Raw genomic sequence first — 16,522 nt, 5'->3', positions numbered from 1 at the left:
TTTCGCGACGAAATAGACACATCTCCGCATGATCGCAGCGCCAATCTGATGAATCCTTAATTTATTCGACCCCAAAACTTTCTTGCGGCTTTGAAAGCCTTGGCGTTTTTCAGGCAAACTCGCTAAACCCCGCGCATGGATTACGATGTCATCGTCATAGGCGGCGGCCATGCCGGTACCGAGGCCGCCGCCGCCGCGGCGCGTTTCGGCGCCCGCACCGCCCTGATCACCCAAAGCGCCGCGCGCATCGGGGAGATGTCCTGCAACCCCGCCATCGGCGGCATCGGCAAGGGCCATCTCGTCCGCGAGATCGACGCGCTGGACGGGCTGATGGGCAAAGCCGCAGACGCCGCCTGCATCCATTTCAAATTGCTGAATCGCGGCAAGGGCCCCGCCGTGCGCGGCCCCCGCGCCCAGGCGGACCGCAAGCTCTACCGCGCCGCCATCCAGGCCCTGCTCGCCGCACAACCCAACCTTACCATTTTGGAAGGTGAGGCTGCCGGTCTGGAAACGCGCGAGGGCATCCTCACCGGCATCAAACTCGCCTCCGGCGCGCGCCTCACCTGCGCCGCCGCCGTGCTCACCACCGGCACCTTCCTCAACGGCGTGCTGCATTTCGGCCCCGTCATGCAGCCCGGCGGGCGGGTGGACGACGCCCCCTCCCGCGCCCTGGCGGCGGATTTGCACCGCCTGGCTCTGCCTTTGGGCCGCCTGAAAACCGGCACCCCGGCGCGGCTTTCCAAATCCAGCATCGATTGGGAGAGCCTGCCGGAGGATCGAGGCGAAAACCCGCCGGAACCCTTCTCCGCGCTCACGGATCGCATCACCAACCCGCAAATCTCCTGCCGCATCACCGGCACCACCGAGGCGACGCATCAGGTGATCCGCGACAATCTGCACCAATCCGCGGTCTATGGCGGCAACATCGCCGGGCGCGGCCCGCGCTATTGCCCCTCGATCGAGGACAAGGTGGTGCGCTTCGCCGAAAAACCCGGCCATCAGATCTTCCTGGAGCCGGAAGGTCTGGATGACGATACGATCTACCCGAACGGCATCTCCACCTCGCTGCCTCTGGCCGTGCAGGAGGCGATGATCAAAACCATTCCAGGGTTGGAACAAGCCAAAATCCTGCGCCCCGGCTACGCGGTGGAATATGACTATGTCGACCCCCGCGCCCTGGACCACGCTTTGGCGCTGAAAGCGCTCCCCGGCCTCTATCTCGCCGGCCAGATCAACGGCACCACCGGCTATGAGGAAGCCGGCGCCCAGGGCCTCATCGCCGGGCTGAATGCCGCGCGCCGGGCAGGGGGGGCGGACGCGGTTCAGCTCTCCCGCGCCGATGCCTATATCGGCGTGCTGATCGACGATCTGGTGACGCAAGGCGTGACCGAGCCCTACCGCATGTTCACCTCCCGCGCCGAATACCGGCTGCTGCTGCGCGCCGACAATGCCGAGCTGCGCCTGACCCAGAAAGGCCTGGATTGGGGCTGCGTCGGCAGCGAACGCGAAGCCGCCTTCGCCGCGCTGCAAGCCGAAATCGCCGGCTTCAACAATAAGCCGGAAGGCGAGGGCAGGGCGGCCAATATCCTGCGCGCGGACCTGCTCTATGCCGGCTATATCGCCCGGCAGAATTCCGAAATCCGCTCCCGCGAAAAAGACGAGGCGGTGAAAATCCCCGAGGCGTTCGACTACAGCGCCATTGGCGGCCTCTCCGCCGAGCTGCGGGAAAAACTGCAACGCACCCGCCCGCAAACCCTCGCCGCCGCCGGCCGCATCGAGGCGATGACCCCCGCCGCCCTGGGCGCCATCTTCGGCGCCCTGCGCAAGGCCGGCCGCGCCGCATGAATGAGGACAAGCTCCGCGCCTTCGCCGATCTGGTGCTGAAATGGTCGCCGAAAATCAACCTGGTCTCCAAATCGGACCTGAACCATGTCTGGGACCGGCATATCCGGGACTCTCTGCGCCTGCTTCCCTATCTGCCGAAAGACCTCGACCGCGCCATCGATCTCGGCTCCGGCGGCGGCTTCCCCGGCATGGTGCTGTGCATCGCCAGCAATGTCCCGTTCGAGCTGATCGAATCAGATTCCCGCAAGGCCGCCTTCCTGATGGAAGCCGCGCGCCAGACCGGCGCACCGGCAAAAATTCACAATTGCCGCATCGAAGCCGCCCGTGTCGAACCCGCGTCCCTCATCACCGCCAGAGCCTTGGCGCCCTTGGATAAATTGCTGGGCCTGGCGGCGCCTTTGCTGAAACCCGAGGGGTTTTGCCTGTTCCCGAAAGGCAAAGGCGTGGAAGTTGAATTGACGCTCGCCGCCCCCCTCTGGCACATGGAAACAGACCATATTTCCGCCCCGGACTGGGGCGAAAGCTGCATCCTGAAAGTGAGCCAGATCCGCCATGCCGGAGCCGCATAAAAAACCGCGCATCATCGCCATCGCCAACCAGAAAGGCGGGGTCGGCAAAACCACCACCGCCATCAACCTCGCCGCCGCGCTGGCGGTGGGGGGCTGAAAGTGCTGCTGGTCGATATCGACCCGCAAGGCAACGCCTCCACCGGCCTTGGCATCGAGCATGAGGCCCGCAATGGCGGCAGCTACGCGCTGCTGGCCGGGGATGTCAGCCTCGCGGACTCCATCGTCCCCACCAATGTCGAAAACCTCTCAGTGGTCCCCGCCGTCGCGGATCTGATGGGGGCGGATATGGAATTCAGCGCCCATGAGCGCCGCAACTTCCTGCTCACGGACGCGCTGGCCAAAGGCTGCGATGCAGACATCGTCTTCATCGATTGCCCGCCCGGCCTGGCTCTGCTCACCCTCAACGCCCTCACCGCGGCGGATGCCGTACTGGTCCCGCTGCAGGCGGAGTTCTTCGCGCTGGAAGGCATCTCGCAGCTGATGCGCTCGGTGGAAATGGTCAAGCGCAGCCTCAACCCGAGACTCGAAATCGAGGGCATCGTGCTGACCATGACGGACCGCCGCAACAACCTCTCCGAACAGGTCAGCGGCGATGTCCGCACCTATTTCAAAGACAAGGTCTTCGAAACCGCCATCCCCCGCAATATCCGCATCACCGAAGCCCCTTCCCACGGCATCCCGGTCCTGCTTTATGATTTCCGCTCCACCGGGGCGCAGGCTTATTTGTCCCTGGCGGCGGAATTTTTGCGCCGGGCGCGCGCACGGAAGGAGTTGGCATGAGCGGCAAGGAAACACGCAAACCTCTGGCAAGGGGCCTGGCCGCCCTGATGGGCGATGCCGTCGCGGTGCCCGCCAGCCCGAACGCGCCGGGCGTGCAGCGCCTGCCGGTTGAAATGCTGGAACCCAGCCCCTTCCAGCCGCGCCAGGAAATGGACGAAACCGCTTTGCAGGAGCTGGCGGATTCCATCGCCCAGCGCGGCATTCTGCAGCCGCTTCTGGTCCGCCCGAAGCCTGGTGTCGCCGGCCATTACCAGATCATCGCCGGCGAGCGCCGCTGGCGCGCTTCCCAGCGCGCCAAGCTGCATGAAGTGCCGGTGCTGGTGCGCGATCTGTCGGACGCGGACGCCATGGCCGCCGGGCTGGTGGAAAACCTTCAGCGCGAAAACCTCAACCCCGTGGAAGAGGCCGAGGGCTATAAGCGCCTCACCGATGAGTTCAAGTTGAGCCATGACAAGCTGGGCGAGGCCGTCGGCAAATCCCGCTCGCACATCACCAATGTCATGCGCCTGCTCTCCTTGCCGCCGCAGGTGCAATGGCTGCTGCGGGACGGCGAGATTTCCACCGGCCACGCCAAGGCGCTGATGGCGCATCCGGACCCGGTGAAAGCCGCCAACGATGTGGTCAAGCGCGGCCTCTCGGTACGCCAGACCGAGGCGCTGGTGAAAAATCTCGGCCAGTCCATCGCGCCCAAGGAAACCACCCGCGCCCCTCGGCCGACCGGCGATAATGCGGAAATCGCCGCGCTGGCGGACAGCCTGTCCGAAAAACTCGGCCTCAAAGTTGAGGTCAAATTCAATGGCCAGGGCGGCGCCCTGATCCTGCATTATTCGGACCTCGACCAGCTCGATACCGTCCTGGCGTTGCTGAACAACTGACGCCGCCGCCGATGTTCCACGTGGAACATCGGCCCGCCCGGCGACCTCCTATGTTCCACGTGGAACATCTCCATCCCATCCAGCCTCCTATGTTCCACGTGGAACATCGACCACCACCCAAGCCCCTATGTTCCACGTGGAACATCGCCCCGCCAAAGCCATGAAGCCGCTCTAAACAGATTTTTAAGCCTGTTCCGTCATGCTCCGTCTGCGCCCACGCCGCGCCGCGACCATGCTTGAAGGAACTGGACATGTCATTTCTGCGCCGCCTCTCCATTACCTGGCAGTTCAACCTGCTCTCTGCCTTTGCATTGCTGCTGATGGTCTCCGGCACCGCCGTCTCTCTGCGCCAATCCTACAATGCCGAGATGGCTGAGAAAAAATTCCAGATCCGCTCCATGGATGAGGCCGCGGCCAGCATCGCCGAATATTATGTCGGTCTGGCCAAGGCTGGCAGCATGACCACGCCAGAGGCACAGAAAGCCGCGTTGGCCGCCATCGGGGCCATCCGCTATGATTCGACGAATTATATTTTCGTCTATGACACCAACGGCGTGATGCTGCAGATTCCGTTCAAATCCTTGATCGGCAAAAACCGGATGAACGTGCCGGACGCCAAGGGCAAGCTGTTCAATCCCGAGATGTTCCGTCAGGCCATCGAGGGCCATGTCTATTTCGCGCATTATGTCTGGCCCCGCACCGCCGGCGCGACGCCGGAACCTAAAATGAGCTCCCTGCTCCTGGTGCCGGAATGGCATTGGGTGGTCGGCACCGGCGTCTATATCGACGATGTCGACAGCATGATGATCTCCCATCTGCTCACGCTCTCGGCCATATTCCTGCCCTTGCTGGGCCTGTACCTTGTCGCGGTATTTGCGGCGCGCCGGCAAATCTCCGGGCTGCTGACCGGGTTGAGCCAGGCGATGAAGCGGATTTCCGCCGGCGATCTCAACACCAAGATCCCCGCCACCGACCGGCATGACGAGCTCGGCATCATGGCGACCTCCCTCACCAGTTTCAAAGCCGACGCCATCGAGAAGCGAAAGCTGGAAGCGGAGGCCGAAACCATCCGGCGCCAGGCCGAGGAAACGCACCGTCTCGCCGAGGCCGAGGCCGCACGCCGCGCCGCCGAGCAATCGGCGGTGATCGCCGGGCTCGGCGGCGGGCTGAGCCGGCTGGCGGCAGGGGATTTGTCACAGACGCTCGATACCGTCTTCGCCGCCGATTACGAATCCCTGCGCGCGGATTTCAACGCCGCGCTGAAGCAATTGCGCGCCACCATGGCGGCGGTCGGCGAAAGTGTCGGCAATGTCCGGGCCGGCACGGCGGAAATGATGGAGGCGGCGGACGATCTTTCCCGCCGGACGGAACATCAGGCGGCGGCGCTGGAGGAAACCGTCGCGGCGCTGGATGGCGTCACCCGTACCGTGAAGGAAACCGCCGAGGATGCGGAGCGCGTGCTGCGTGTGGTCGGCCAGGCGCATGACAAGGCCAGCCAATCCGGAACGGTGATGCGCAATGCCGTGGAAGCGATGACCGAGATCGAAGCCTCATCCGGGCAGATCGGCAATATTATCGGCGTGATCGACGAAATCGCCTTCCAGACCAATTTGCTGGCGCTGAATGCCGGGGTTGAGGCGGCGCGCGCCGGCGAAGCGGGGCGGGGTTTTGCCGTGGTCGCCACCGAAGTCCGGGCGCTGGCGCAACGCTCCGCCGAAGCCGCGAAGGAGATTAAAACGCTGATCTCGACCTCCGGCGCGCAAGTGGAAACCGGCGTGCGGCTGGTGGGCGAAACGGGGACGGCGCTGGCCGAAATCGTCACCCAGGTGGCGGAGCTGAATCAGATGGTGAAAAAGATTTCCAGCTCCGCCACCCAGCAATCGATGGGGCTGGCGGAAGTGAACGCGGCGATGGGGCAGATGGATCAGGTCACCCAGCAAAACGCGGCCATGGTCGAGGAAAGCACCGCCGCCTGCCACGCCTTGGCGGAGAATGCCGGGCAGCTGGACCAGTTGATCGCCCAGTTCAACATCACCGCCGCACCTGGAAAAACCGCCCAACCGGCAAGGGGAAAACCAGAGGGACAGGCCCAGGCCAAAATCCTCACCGGGAATTTCCGCCCGCTTCCGGGCGAAGTACATAGTTAGAGCAGTTTAGAGGCTGTTTCAAAAGTCGCTATGGTGAGTCGTCAAGTGGTGATTTGCGAGCACTGGAGCGCAGCGTACTTGAGGTACGTGAGCACCGGAGCGCAGCAAATCGCCGCTTGGCGGCCGCCAGAGTGGCTTTTCAAACAGCCTCTTCGCGTCCCCGGCCCGGCCAAGCGCGCCGGGGCGGGTCACGCCTTATTGCCGGCCGGCCGAGCGCGCCCGGCTGGCCAGGGCCAGCAAGGTCTGGCGGCAATAATCATCGTCAGGGATATGGGTGGTCTTGCAGGCGATTTCCGCCGCCAGCGCCGCCTGCAAGGCCTGCTCAACCGCGCGCAGCGGCCAGAGCCTTAGCATTTTCTGCACCACCGGCTGGCGCTTGAAAAATACCGGCGGGCGCATGCCGGCCATCGCCTCCTGCGCCGAAGCCCCTTGCGCCATGGCGCTCGCCGCCAGCCGCAGCTTGGACAGTTCCGAGAGCAGCACCCGCACCAGCGCCACCGGCGAGGCGCCTTCCTCATAAGCCAGGCTCAGCGCCTTATCCGTCGCCGCCAGATCGCCGGTCAGCGCCGCGTCGATCGCATCGCCCACCGAAGTTTCGCCGCCATCCGCCAGCAATGACGACACATCCGCCAGAGAAAGCCGCTTTTCCGCCCCGGCATAGAGCACCAGAATTTCCAGCGCCTGGCCGAGCGGGCCTTCCTCGCCGGAGAGATTTTGCGCGGCCCAGGCGGCGGCGTCCTGGTCGATGCTGACCCCCTGGGCCCGCAGCCGCGCCGTGATCACGTGCGGCAAGCGCCCGGCATCGATGGCATAGCAGGCGATGCTGACAATCCCAGGCGCTTTTTCCGCCAGACCGCGCAGCTTGGATTTCGCCGTCAGCTCCCCGGCTTCCAGAATCACCAGCGCGTCGGGCGGCGACTTAGTTAGTGATTCTAACGATTTTGTTAGCGGCTCATGCGCGTCCCGCACCCGCACGACGCGCTCTCCGCCGCCAAGCGAGGCCGCCGTCGCCTCCGCCAGCAGCGTGTCCGGGCTGGGGTTGGAAAGCTCGGCGAAGCGGAACGGGTCATTCAGCGCACCCGGCACGCTGCGCGCCAGAGCCAGCCCGCGTTCCGCCACCAGCCCGGCATCCGGCCCGTGCAGCAGCACCAGGCGGGCATTGGGCGCCTTCAGAAACGCCTCGACCCGGCTGGCTTCAAGCTTCATGCAGCAGGATGGGTGCGGAACCAGGCGGCGAGCTGCACGGTGATCTGCTCGGCAATCTCGTCGGACAGCGTCTGGTTCACCTTGGCGGTTTCCAGATTGGCGGCGAAATATTGCTGGTCGATCACGTTCAGCGCATCCGCGGCGATGGCATTGCCGGAGGCCAGAACCTGTTCGGGATGGCCGATGGGGGAAAGCGTCCAGCTCGCCCGCGCGTCAAAGCGGGTGCGGCTGGTGGAGCTGTCCTGCTGCACGCCTTCGCCGGTCTGGCCGATGCTGTAATTCACCGCGAGCAGGTAATGCTCGGCCACCGGCTGGCCATCCGTGTAGAGATGCTGCTGCAGGCTCAGCCGCAGCATCTGCCCGGTGCGCTCGGGCAGGTTCTGCACGAACACGCTATCGAGCTTGTCGCTGGCGGCCGCCCCCTGCGCCCCGCCATAAAGCGGCGTGAAACCGCAGCCGGAGAGGGCGAGCAGGGCGAGGGCGGCGAAGGCTTTACGGTTTGACGACAAAATTCACGATCCTACCTGGGACGTAGATCTGCTTGACGATGGTCTGCGTGCCTATAGTGCCCGCCACGGCCTCCTTGGCAAGCGGGATGGCGACATCCTCGCCCGCCCCCGCCGGCACCAATATGGTGCCGCGCAGCTTGCCATTCACCTGCACCGCGACGGTGAGCTCATCCACCACCAGCAAAGCCGGGTCGGCCTTCGGCCAGGGCTGCTGGGCGGCCAGACCGGCGCCGGGGCGCAGCCTGGCGAAGAGATGCTCGGCCAGATGCGGCACCAGCGGGCTGGCGAGGCGCACCAATATCTCCATCGCCTCGAAGCGCGCCGCCTGCATATCCGCCCCTTCGGCCGGGGTGGCGACGGCGTTCAGCAGCTCATAGAGCCGCGCCACGGCGAGGTTGAAGGCGAAGCTTTCCAGCGCCTGGGTCACGGCCTCGATAGAACGGTGCGCCAGCTGGCGCAGCTTCTTCGCCTCGGGACCATAGCCCTCCACCTGCGCGTTGCCGGATTTGGCGATCTCCTCACCCACACGCGCCAGGCGCTGCAGGAAGCGGAAAGAGCCCTGCACGCCGTTTTCGGTCCATTCCACGTCGCGCTCGGGCGGATTGTCAGAGAGCACGAACCAGCGCGCCGTATCCGCCCCGAAGCGGCCGACAATGGCCCCCGGGTCCACGGTGTTGCGCTTGGATTTGGACATTTTCTCCACCCGGCCCACCGTCACCGGCGCGCCCGTGGCTTTCAGCACCGCGCCATCGGCGGTGCGGGTGATCTCGTCCGGGTAGAGCCAGGCGCCGTTTTCATCCTTGTAGGATTCATGCGTGACCATGCCCTGGGTGAACAGCCCGGCGAAGGGTTCGTCCACCGCCAGATGGCCGGTCTTGTGCATGGCGCGGGTGAAGAAGCGGGCATAGAGCAGATGCAAAATCGCGTGCTCGATGCCGCCGACATACTGGTCCACCGGCAGCCAGGCCTTCGCGGCCGCCGCCACCGTGGGCGTCGTGGCGCGCGGGGCGGTGAAGCGGGCGAAATACCAGGAGCTGTCGATAAAAGTATCGAAGGTGTCGGTCTCGCGCGTCGCTGCCTTGCCGCAGGCGGGGCAGTTCACGTGGCGCCAGCTCGGGTGATGGTCCAGCGGGTTGCCGGGCGTCTCGAAGCTGACATCCGCCGGCAGGGTGACGGGGAGCTGGTCCGCCGGCACTGGCTGCGCGCCGCAGGCCTCGCAATGGATCACCGGGATCGGGCAGCCCCAATAGCGCTGGCGGGAAATGCCCCAATCGCGCAGGCGCCAATTCTGCACCGCCTTGCCAAAGCCGCGCGCCTCCAGCTCCGCGATGGCGCGGGGCTTGGCCTCCTTGGTGGTCAGGCCGGTGAGGAAGCCGGAATTGACGATGAAGCCATCGCCATCCAGCGCCTTATTGCCGATCTCGGGGGTGCTGTCCTTGTCGGGCGAGACCACCACCGGCACCGGCAGGTTATATTTACGGGCGAAATCCAGATCCCGCTGGTCGCCGCAGGGGCAGCCGAAGATGGCGCCGGTGCCGTATTCCATCAGCACGAAATTGGCGATCCAGACCGGGTGCTCCTGGCCGGTGAGCGGGTTGATGACTTTCAGGCCGGTATCGAAGCCGCGCTTCTCGGCGGCCTCGATGGCGGCCTCGGAGGTGCCCTGGCTGGCGCATTCGGCGATGAAGGCGGCGGCTTCCGGGTTGCTCTGGGCAACCAGGCTGGCGATGGGATGTTCCGCCGCGATGGCCAGGAAGGACATGCCGAACAGCGTATCCGGGCGGGTGGTATAGACGGTGATGTTGTCCGACCCATCCGCCAGCTTGAAGCTGACCTCAGCGCCCTGGGAATGGCCGATCCAGTTTTCCTGCATCAGCTTCACCCGCTCCGGCCAGCGCTCCAGGCTGTTCAGCCCGTCCAGCAGATCCTGCGCGGCATCGGTGATTTTCAGGAACCATTGGGAGAGTTTCTTCTTCTCCACCAGCGCGCCGGAGCGCCAGCCCCGCCCATCGATCACCTGCTCATTGGCGAGCACGGTCATGTCCACCGGGTCCCAGTTGACCGAGGCGTCGCGCCGCTCGACCAGGCCGGCTTTCCAGAAATCCAGGAACAGCTTCTGCTGCTGGCCGTAATATTCGGGATCGCAGGTGGCGAATTCGCGGCTCCAGTCCAGCGAGAAGCCCATGCGCTTCAGCTCGGCGCGCATATTGGCGATGTTCCTGTAGGTCCAGTCCGCCGGGTTGGCCTTGTTTTCGCGGGCGGCGTTTTCGGCGGGCAGGCCGAACGCGTCCCAGCCCATCGGGTGCAAAACGGCGAAGCCCTGGGCGCGCTTGTAGCGGGCGACCACGTCACCGAGGGTGTAATTGCGCACATGGCCCATATGGATTTTCCCCGACGGGTAGGGGAACATCTCCAGCACATAATATTTGGGCTTGCCCTCGGCGGGAACGTCTTCCGCCTTGAAGCAGGATTGGGCCTCCCACTGCGCCTGCCAATGCGGCTCGGCGGTGGAGAAATCATAGCGCGTGGGTTCGGTTTCAGACATGGTGCGTCTGTTTATCCCTGGGGCTTAGACCCGGAAAGGGCTAGGACCCAGAGGAGCAAAAGTTTTTGGGGCGACAAGCGGCCCGATGACAACGCAGCTAAGCTGCGTTGTCTGAATCGGCCCGCCTTCTAAGGGTCAAAAAGGCTGAAAAAAACCTTCGTTTAAAGCGTGCTGTTGATGTTGCCGCCATCCATCAGGATGTTCTGACCGACGATATAGCCCGCATATTGCGAGCACAGGAACGCGCACATCGCCCCGAACTCCTCGGGCTGACCAACGCGACGGGTGGGCAGGCCGGCGGCGCGGGATTTCACCACCTCCTCGATGCTCTTGCCGCTCTTTTCGGCCTCAACCTTGGCCAGTTTCTGCAGCCGGTCGGTGTCGAACGCGCCGGGGAGCAGATTGTTGATGATCACATTATGCTGGGCGACCTGGCGCGACAGCCCGGCGATGAAGCCGGTGAGGCCGGTGCGGGCGGTGTTGGAGAGGCCCAGATGCGGGATCGGCGCCTTCACCGAGCCGGAGGTGATGTTGACGATACGGCCCCATTTGCGCTCGATCATCGGGTCGATCACGGCTTTGATCAAAGCGATCGGGGTGAGCAAATTGGCATTCAGCGCGTCCTGCCAATCCTGATCGGAGAAATCGCGGAAATCCCCGGCGGGCGGGCCGCCGGCATTATTCACCAGAATATCCGGGCTGGGGCAGACAGAAAGGGCGGCGGCGCGGCCTTCCGGGGTGGTGATGTCCCCGGCGGCGAAGCTGATTTTGGCGCCGCTGGCCTCGGCCAGCTCCTTGGCGGCGGCGGCCAGTTTTTCCTCATTGCGGCCGGTGATGGTCACCGCCACGCCGGCCTGGGCGAGGGCGAGGGCGCTGGCGCGGCCAAGCCCGGCGCTGGCGGCGCAGACCAGGGCGGTGCGGGACTGAAGACCAAGATCCATGACGAAATTCTCCAATGCGATGCGGCTTTCTATCAGTCAGAGCGATATGTGTTGAGGTTGACGCCGCAGCGGCGACTTAAACACATGAAATTGCTCGCAAAACAAAAGCTAGAGCCTTCAGCTAAAAGCTCTAGATCGGCCGGCAAGGAACCGGCGCATCGCCCTGGACTTTCATCTCATCGCGATTTTCAGGCTTTACTGGGCATTTTCAGCCGCGGCGGCGGCGCGCTTATTATGCCAGTTTTCCATCAGCTTCAGCACCGTCGCCGAGGTCTCCTCGATCGAGCGGCGGGTGACGTCGATGGTCGGCCAGCCGCGCTCATTGCACAGGCGCCTTGCCCAGATCAGCTCTTTTTCCACCGAATCCTGGTCGACGTAATCGGAGCTGTCGACCCGGCCGAAGATTTCGTTGCTGCCGATCAGTTTCAGCCGGTGGCGGCGGATATCGATGAGGGATTTCGGGTCGATGGTCAGGCCGATGATCGGGCAGGACGGGTTTTCCAGCTCCTTGGGCAGCGGCGTGTTGGGCACCAAAGGTACGTTCAGCGCCTTGATGCCGCGATTGGCGAGGTAGAAGCAGGTGGGGGTTTTGGAGGAGCGCGAGACGCCGACCAGCACCACATCCGCCTCGCTCACCCCGCGATTGGCCTGGCCGTCATCATGCGAGATGACGAAATGCATGGCATCGATCCGGCGGAAATAATCCGCATCCAGCACATATTGGCGGCCTGGCTTATGCTTGGCGGGGGCGCCGAAATGGGTTTGCAGCATGTCCATCAGCGGGTCCAGCACATGCAGAAGCGGCACGCCGAGCCGGGCACAGGCGGCGTCCAGCTCATGGCGCAGCGCGTCATCCACCAGCGAGCAGAGCACCGGGCCGGGATCCGCCTCGATCCCCTCCAGCACGCGGTGCAGTTGCAGCCGCGAGCGGATGAGCGACCAGCGATGATAGGAGACGCGGCTTTCATCGAACTGCGCCACGGCGGCGCGGGCCAGGGCGGTCAAAGTATCCCCAGTGGCGTCGGATATCAGATGTATATCGAGCTTATCACTGTCCATAATGCTGTTCATAGCGTGGATAACTCGGCTTGGCTCGCCCGATTTTCCGGATTGTGGGGATAAACCGGGAAAACCGGGAAACGGGGGATGAGACTCAAACCATCCCTGTGCAGATTGTGCATAAGTGCTGGGGATATGTAAAAAACAGAGCCTTAGCGCTGGTTTCCTGCTGTGGATAAGTTTGTGGATTGCGACTCCAAGAGCCTTAACCCCCGTTATCCACAGGGTACTATCACTACGACTCTCCCTTTAAATAAATAAAGATTAGGTTTAGGCGGTGGGCATGAAATTCCGTGAAGTCCTGGGAGGACATGAGGTCTGGCCGCCGCCGCTCTGGCTGATGCGCCAGGCCGGGCGCTATCTGCCGGAATACCGGGCGACGCGGGCGAAGGCGGGGGATTTCATCTCGCTCTGCCTGAATCCGGCACTGGCCGAGGAGGTGACGCTGCAGCCGATCCGTAAATTCGGGTTCGACGCGGCGATCTTGTTTTCCGATATCCTGATCCTGCCGATGGCGCTGGGGCAGGGGCTGCGCTTCGCCGAGGGGGAAGGGCCGCGTATGCCGCCGCTGGAGGATCTGAGCCTGCTGCAGCCGGGCAAGGCGGCCTCGGTCTATGCGCCCGTCATCGAGACGGTGAGCCGGCTCAGCGCCTCTCTGCCGAAAGAGACGGGGCTGATCGGCTTCGCCGGCGGGCCGGCGACGGTGGCCTGCTATATGCTGGATGGCCAGGGCGGCGGCTTTCCGCGCACCAGGCAGCTGGCTTATGAGCGGCCGGGTTTCGTGCGCCAGCTTGTGGATCTATTGGCCGAGGCGAGCATTGAATATCTTTCCGCCCAGGTGCAGGCCGGGGCGCATTGCGTGATGCTGTTCGAGAGCTGGGCGGGGCTGTTTCCCCCCGCGCAGTTCCGCGAGCTGGTGATCCGCCCGGCGCGGCGCATCTGCGAGGGGCTGCGGGCGTTGCATCCGGGGTTGAAGATTATCGGGTTTCCGCGCCTGGCCGGGCTGATGCTGGGCGAATATGCGCGCGAGAGCGGGGTGGATGTGGTGGCGCTGGATAGCGTCACCGGCCTGGCCGAGGCGCGGGCGGCTTGCCCGCCAGGGACGATCTTCCAGGGCAATCTCGACCCGCTGCTGCTGAAACTGGGCGGTGACGCGCTGGATGAGGCGGTGGACGCGCTGCTTGCGCAGGTGAAGGGGCATCCACATATCCTTAATCTCGGCCATGGCATCACCCCGGATGTCCCGGAGGCGCATGTGGCGAGGCTGGTGGAAAAGGTGAGGGCAGCAAGATGAAAACCGCGATCGTCCTGTTCAATCTGGGCGGTCCGGACCGGCCGGAGGCGATCAAGCCCTTCCGGGTCAATCTGTTTTCCGACAAGGCGATCATCCGCGCCCCCTGGTTCATCCGGGTCTGGCTCTCGCGGCTGATCGCGCGCTCCTCCGCCAAGGCGGCTTATGAGAATTATCAGCTGATGGGCGGGCGCTCGCCGCTGCTGGCGCTGACGCAGAAGCAGGCCAGGGCGTTGGAGGCGGCGCTGGGCGATGAATATCGCTGTTTCATCGCCATGCGCTATTGGCACCCGTTCGCGGCGGAGACGGTGCGCGAGGTGAAGGATTGGGCGCCGGAGAGGGTGCTGCTGCTGCCGCTCTATCCGCAATTTTCCACCACCACCACCGGCTCCTCGCTGAGCGACTGGCGCGAGGCGGCGGCGAAGGCCGGGCTGATCGCCCCGGTGACGACTTTATGCTGCTGGTTCGACGATCCTGCCTATATCGAGGCGACGGCTTCGATGGTGCGCGAGGCGATCGAGACCGCGCGGGCGCAGCGGCCGGATTTGAGATTGCGGGTGCTGTTTTCGGCGCATGGGCTGCCGGAGAGCATCGTGAAGGCGGGCGATCCGTATCAGGCGCAGGTGGAAGGCACCACGGCCGGGGTGATGGCGCGGCTGGCGGATATGGGGGTTGAACATCTGGTCTGCTACCAATCCCGGGCGACGCCGCAGAAATGGCTGGAGCCGAGCACGATCCAGGCGATCGAGCAGGCGGGGCGGGATGGTGTCGGGCTGGTGGTGGTGCCGATTGCGTTCGTCTCCGACCATATCGAGACCCTGGTGGAGCTGGATATCGAGAACCGGCATCTGGCCGAGGAAAACAAGGTGCCGCTTTATGTGCGGGCGCGGGTGGCGAACGACGATCCGGCCTTCATCGCGTCCGTGGCCGGGCTGGTGCGGCGGGCGGGGGAAACCGGCCTGTGCAAGGAAGGCGGGCGCTGCGGGGCGGCGCATAAGGATTGCCCCTGGGAGAGACAGCGTGCGTCCTGATTTGATTATTTTCGATTGCGACGGCGTGCTGATCGATAGCGAGACCGTGGCCAACCGGGTGGTGGCGCAGGAGATGACCCGGCTGGGCTGGGCGATGGATGCGGACGAATCCATGCGGCAATTTCTCGGCATGAATATCGGCGATATGCAGCCGAAGATCGAAGCCAGGCTGGGGATCACGCTGCCGCCGGAATGGCGGCGCACGATGGCGGACCAGCTGATTGAGGTGTTGAAGGAGGAGGCGGAGCTGATTCCCGGCGCGGATGCGATGCTGGAGAAGGTGAATGCGCTGGGATTTGACTGGCGCATTGCCTCCAACTCTTCCGATGAGGAGATGGCGGTGAAATTCGCCCGCACCGGCTTGTCCGAGATCACCGCCGGGCGCTGCATTTCCGCGGGCCGGGTGATCGCGCGCGGCGGGCGGGCGAAGCCGGCGCCGGATGTGTTTCTGGAAGCCGCCGCTGATGCGAAAATCGCGCCGGAGCGCTGCATCGTTCTGGAGGATAGCGTGCTGGGCACGCGCGCCGCGGTGGCGGCGGGCATGGTCGCTTACGGCTATGATCCGCATGGCGATGGCGCGAAGCTTCTGGCCGAGGGCTCGGTGCGGGTGTTCAGCCGGCTGGAGCAGATTTTCGAGGTGCTGGCGTGAGCTTTCCGGTTCTGCTGCCATTTTTCAAATGGTTTCTGGCGCTGCATATCATGAGCTTCACCGCCTGGATGGCGGGCATGTTCTATCTGCCCCGGCTCTATGTGTATCATTGCCAGACCAAGGCCGGATCGGTTGAATCCGAACGGTTCAAGGTAATGGAACGGCGTTTGCTGAAACAGATCATCAATCCGGCGATGATCTCCACCTTCATTTTCGGCGTGCTGCTGGTGCTGACACCGGGGGCGGTGAGCTGGAGTGCTGGCTGGTGGTGGACGAAGATCGTAGCCCTGGTGCTGATGTTCGGGTTTCATGGCGCCTGCTCGCGCTGGCGCCGGGATTTTCTGAATGATTCAAATCGCCGGCCGGAGCGGTTTTACCGCATCGCCAATGAGGTGCCGACGATATTGTTCATCGTCATCATCATCGCCGTGGTGGTGAAACCTTGATCTCGTTCAGCCCGCCGCTGCTGCTGGCCTTCATCCTGGCGGCGTCCTTGCTGACGCTGACGCCGGGGGTGGATACGGCGATGGTGCTGCGGGCCTGCGCGACCGGGGGAAAGCGACCGGCGCGGGCGGCTGCGTTTGGGATCTCGCTGGGTTGCCTGCTATGGGGGGCGGCGGTGGCGTTGGGGCTGGGGGCGCTGCTGCGGGCCTCGCCTTTGGCCTATGATGTGGTGAAATATGCAGGTGCGGCCTATCTTCTGGTGATGGGTGTGAAATTATTGCGGCATCCGCGCCAGCTTTTGGGCCAGGGGCAGGATTTGCACGGCCAGGCCTTCCGGCGCGGGCTGTTCACCAATCTGCTGAACCCCAAGGTGGGGGTGTTTTATGTCAGCTTCCTGCCGCAATTTATTCCGGCGGGGGCGGCGTTGGGGGCGGATATTCTCTGCCTGGTGCTGATCCATGTGGCGCTGAGCTTGGTTTGGTTCACGGTTTTGATCGAGGCGGCGGCGCGGGTGCGGCGGGGGCTGCAGCGGCCTGGGGTGATTGCGTGGCTTGATCGCGTGGCTGGAGGGGTTTTTATTCTCTTTGGGTTTAAGCTGGCTTTTTCTAAATTGTAGTGTTCTTGACAAGAG

At 64.1% G+C, this 16,522-nt stretch carries 14 protein-coding genes and 1 pseudogene; 10 read left to right on the top strand and 5 right to left on the bottom strand.

Going from position 1 to position 16,522, the window contains the following annotated elements; genetic code table 11:
• Positions 1 to 135 precede the first annotated feature (135 nt).
• The 5 genes and pseudogenes from mnmG to ACZ46S_RS12515 all read left to right on the top strand — a co-directional run bounded on the left by mnmG (position 136) and on the right by ACZ46S_RS12515 (position 6,216).
• Complete coding sequence (mnmG, locus tag ACZ46S_RS12535; RefSeq protein ID WP_464061987.1) at positions 136 to 1,845, top strand: tRNA uridine-5-carboxymethylaminomethyl(34) synthesis enzyme MnmG; 1,710 nt, start codon at positions 136 to 138, stop codon at positions 1,843 to 1,845.
• Positions 1,842 to 2,414 carry a 16S rRNA (guanine(527)-N(7))-methyltransferase RsmG gene (gene rsmG / locus ACZ46S_RS12530; RefSeq protein ID WP_464061986.1) on the top strand — a complete coding sequence of 191 codons (573 nt, stop codon included), beginning with the start codon at positions 1,842 to 1,844 and terminating at the stop codon, positions 2,412 to 2,414. Before mnmG ends, rsmG begins: the two co-directional genes overlap by 4 nt.
• Positions 2,398 to 3,194 (top strand): annotated as a pseudogene (locus ACZ46S_RS12525) (ParA family protein). Before rsmG ends, ACZ46S_RS12525 begins: the two are co-directional and overlap by 17 nt.
• Positions 3,191 to 4,069, top strand: coding sequence for a ParB/RepB/Spo0J family partition protein (locus tag ACZ46S_RS12520; RefSeq protein ID WP_295742108.1), 879 nt, complete (start codon positions 3,191 to 3,193; stop codon positions 4,067 to 4,069). Before ACZ46S_RS12525 ends, ACZ46S_RS12520 begins: the two are co-directional and overlap by 4 nt.
• Before the next feature lie 251 nt (positions 4,070 to 4,320).
• On the top strand, positions 4,321 to 6,216 hold the full coding sequence (locus ACZ46S_RS12515) for a methyl-accepting chemotaxis protein (RefSeq protein WP_464061985.1): 1,896 nt from the start codon (positions 4,321 to 4,323) through the stop codon (positions 6,214 to 6,216).
• Positions 6,217 to 6,411: 195 nt separating this feature from the next.
• Here ACZ46S_RS12515 and holA read toward each other — a convergent pair whose 3' ends face one another.
• The 5 genes from holA to ACZ46S_RS12490 form a co-directional block, all read right to left on the bottom strand.
• The gene (holA, locus tag ACZ46S_RS12510) at positions 6,412 to 7,422 is read right to left on the bottom strand and encodes a DNA polymerase III subunit delta (RefSeq protein WP_464061984.1); all 1,011 of its coding nucleotides are present in this window, start codon (positions 7,420 to 7,422) and stop codon (positions 6,412 to 6,414) included.
• Positions 7,419 to 7,931, bottom strand: a complete 513-nt coding sequence (locus ACZ46S_RS12505) for an LPS assembly lipoprotein LptE (protein WP_464061983.1) — start codon at positions 7,929 to 7,931, stop codon at positions 7,419 to 7,421. The genes holA and ACZ46S_RS12505 overlap by 4 nt, the downstream gene beginning before the upstream one ends.
• Positions 7,915 to 10,476 (bottom strand): leucine--tRNA ligase, encoded by a 2,562-nt coding sequence (leuS, locus tag ACZ46S_RS12500; RefSeq protein WP_464061982.1) that lies wholly within the window; start codon positions 10,474 to 10,476, stop codon positions 7,915 to 7,917. The genes ACZ46S_RS12505 and leuS overlap by 17 nt, the downstream gene beginning before the upstream one ends.
• A gap of 161 nt (positions 10,477 to 10,637) precedes the next feature.
• A complete protein-coding gene (locus tag ACZ46S_RS12495; RefSeq protein WP_464061981.1) occupies positions 10,638 to 11,417 on the bottom strand; it encodes an SDR family oxidoreductase in 780 nt (259 codons plus the stop codon).
• Between the two features lie 195 nt (positions 11,418 to 11,612).
• Entirely contained in the window at positions 11,613 to 12,476 is an 864-nt protein-coding gene (locus ACZ46S_RS12490) for a pyruvate, water dikinase regulatory protein (RefSeq protein WP_295742091.1), read from the bottom strand.
• Positions 12,477 to 12,759: 283 nt separating this feature from the next.
• Between ACZ46S_RS12490 and hemE the strand changes: the two genes are divergently transcribed.
• From hemE to ACZ46S_RS12465, 5 genes are read left to right on the top strand one after another with little or no spacing between them, the layout of a single operon-like run.
• Positions 12,760 to 13,770, top strand: coding sequence for a uroporphyrinogen decarboxylase (gene hemE, locus ACZ46S_RS12485; RefSeq protein WP_464061980.1), 1,011 nt, complete (start codon positions 12,760 to 12,762; stop codon positions 13,768 to 13,770).
• The gene (gene hemH / locus ACZ46S_RS12480; RefSeq protein ID WP_464061979.1) at positions 13,767 to 14,798 is read left to right on the top strand and encodes a ferrochelatase; all 1,032 of its coding nucleotides are present in this window, start codon (positions 13,767 to 13,769) and stop codon (positions 14,796 to 14,798) included. Before hemE ends, hemH begins: the two co-directional genes overlap by 4 nt.
• A complete protein-coding gene (locus tag ACZ46S_RS12475) occupies positions 14,788 to 15,447 on the top strand; it encodes an HAD family hydrolase (RefSeq protein ID WP_464061978.1) in 660 nt (219 codons plus the stop codon). The genes hemH and ACZ46S_RS12475 overlap by 11 nt, the downstream gene beginning before the upstream one ends.
• Positions 15,444 to 15,893: a protoporphyrinogen oxidase HemJ gene (gene hemJ, locus ACZ46S_RS12470; RefSeq protein WP_464061977.1), complete on the top strand. Its 450-nt coding sequence runs from the start codon at positions 15,444 to 15,446 to the stop codon at positions 15,891 to 15,893. Before ACZ46S_RS12475 ends, hemJ begins: the two co-directional genes overlap by 4 nt.
• Positions 15,890 to 16,507: a LysE family translocator gene (locus ACZ46S_RS12465; RefSeq protein WP_464061976.1), complete on the top strand. Its 618-nt coding sequence runs from the start codon at positions 15,890 to 15,892 to the stop codon at positions 16,505 to 16,507. The genes hemJ and ACZ46S_RS12465 overlap by 4 nt, the downstream gene beginning before the upstream one ends.
• Positions 16,508 to 16,522: the final 15 nt, after the last annotated feature.

The sequence above is a fragment of the Acidocella aluminiidurans genome (assembly GCF_055383125.1).
Note: the sequence above shows the minus strand (reverse complement) of the source record. Positions and strands in the feature narration are given on the sequence as shown.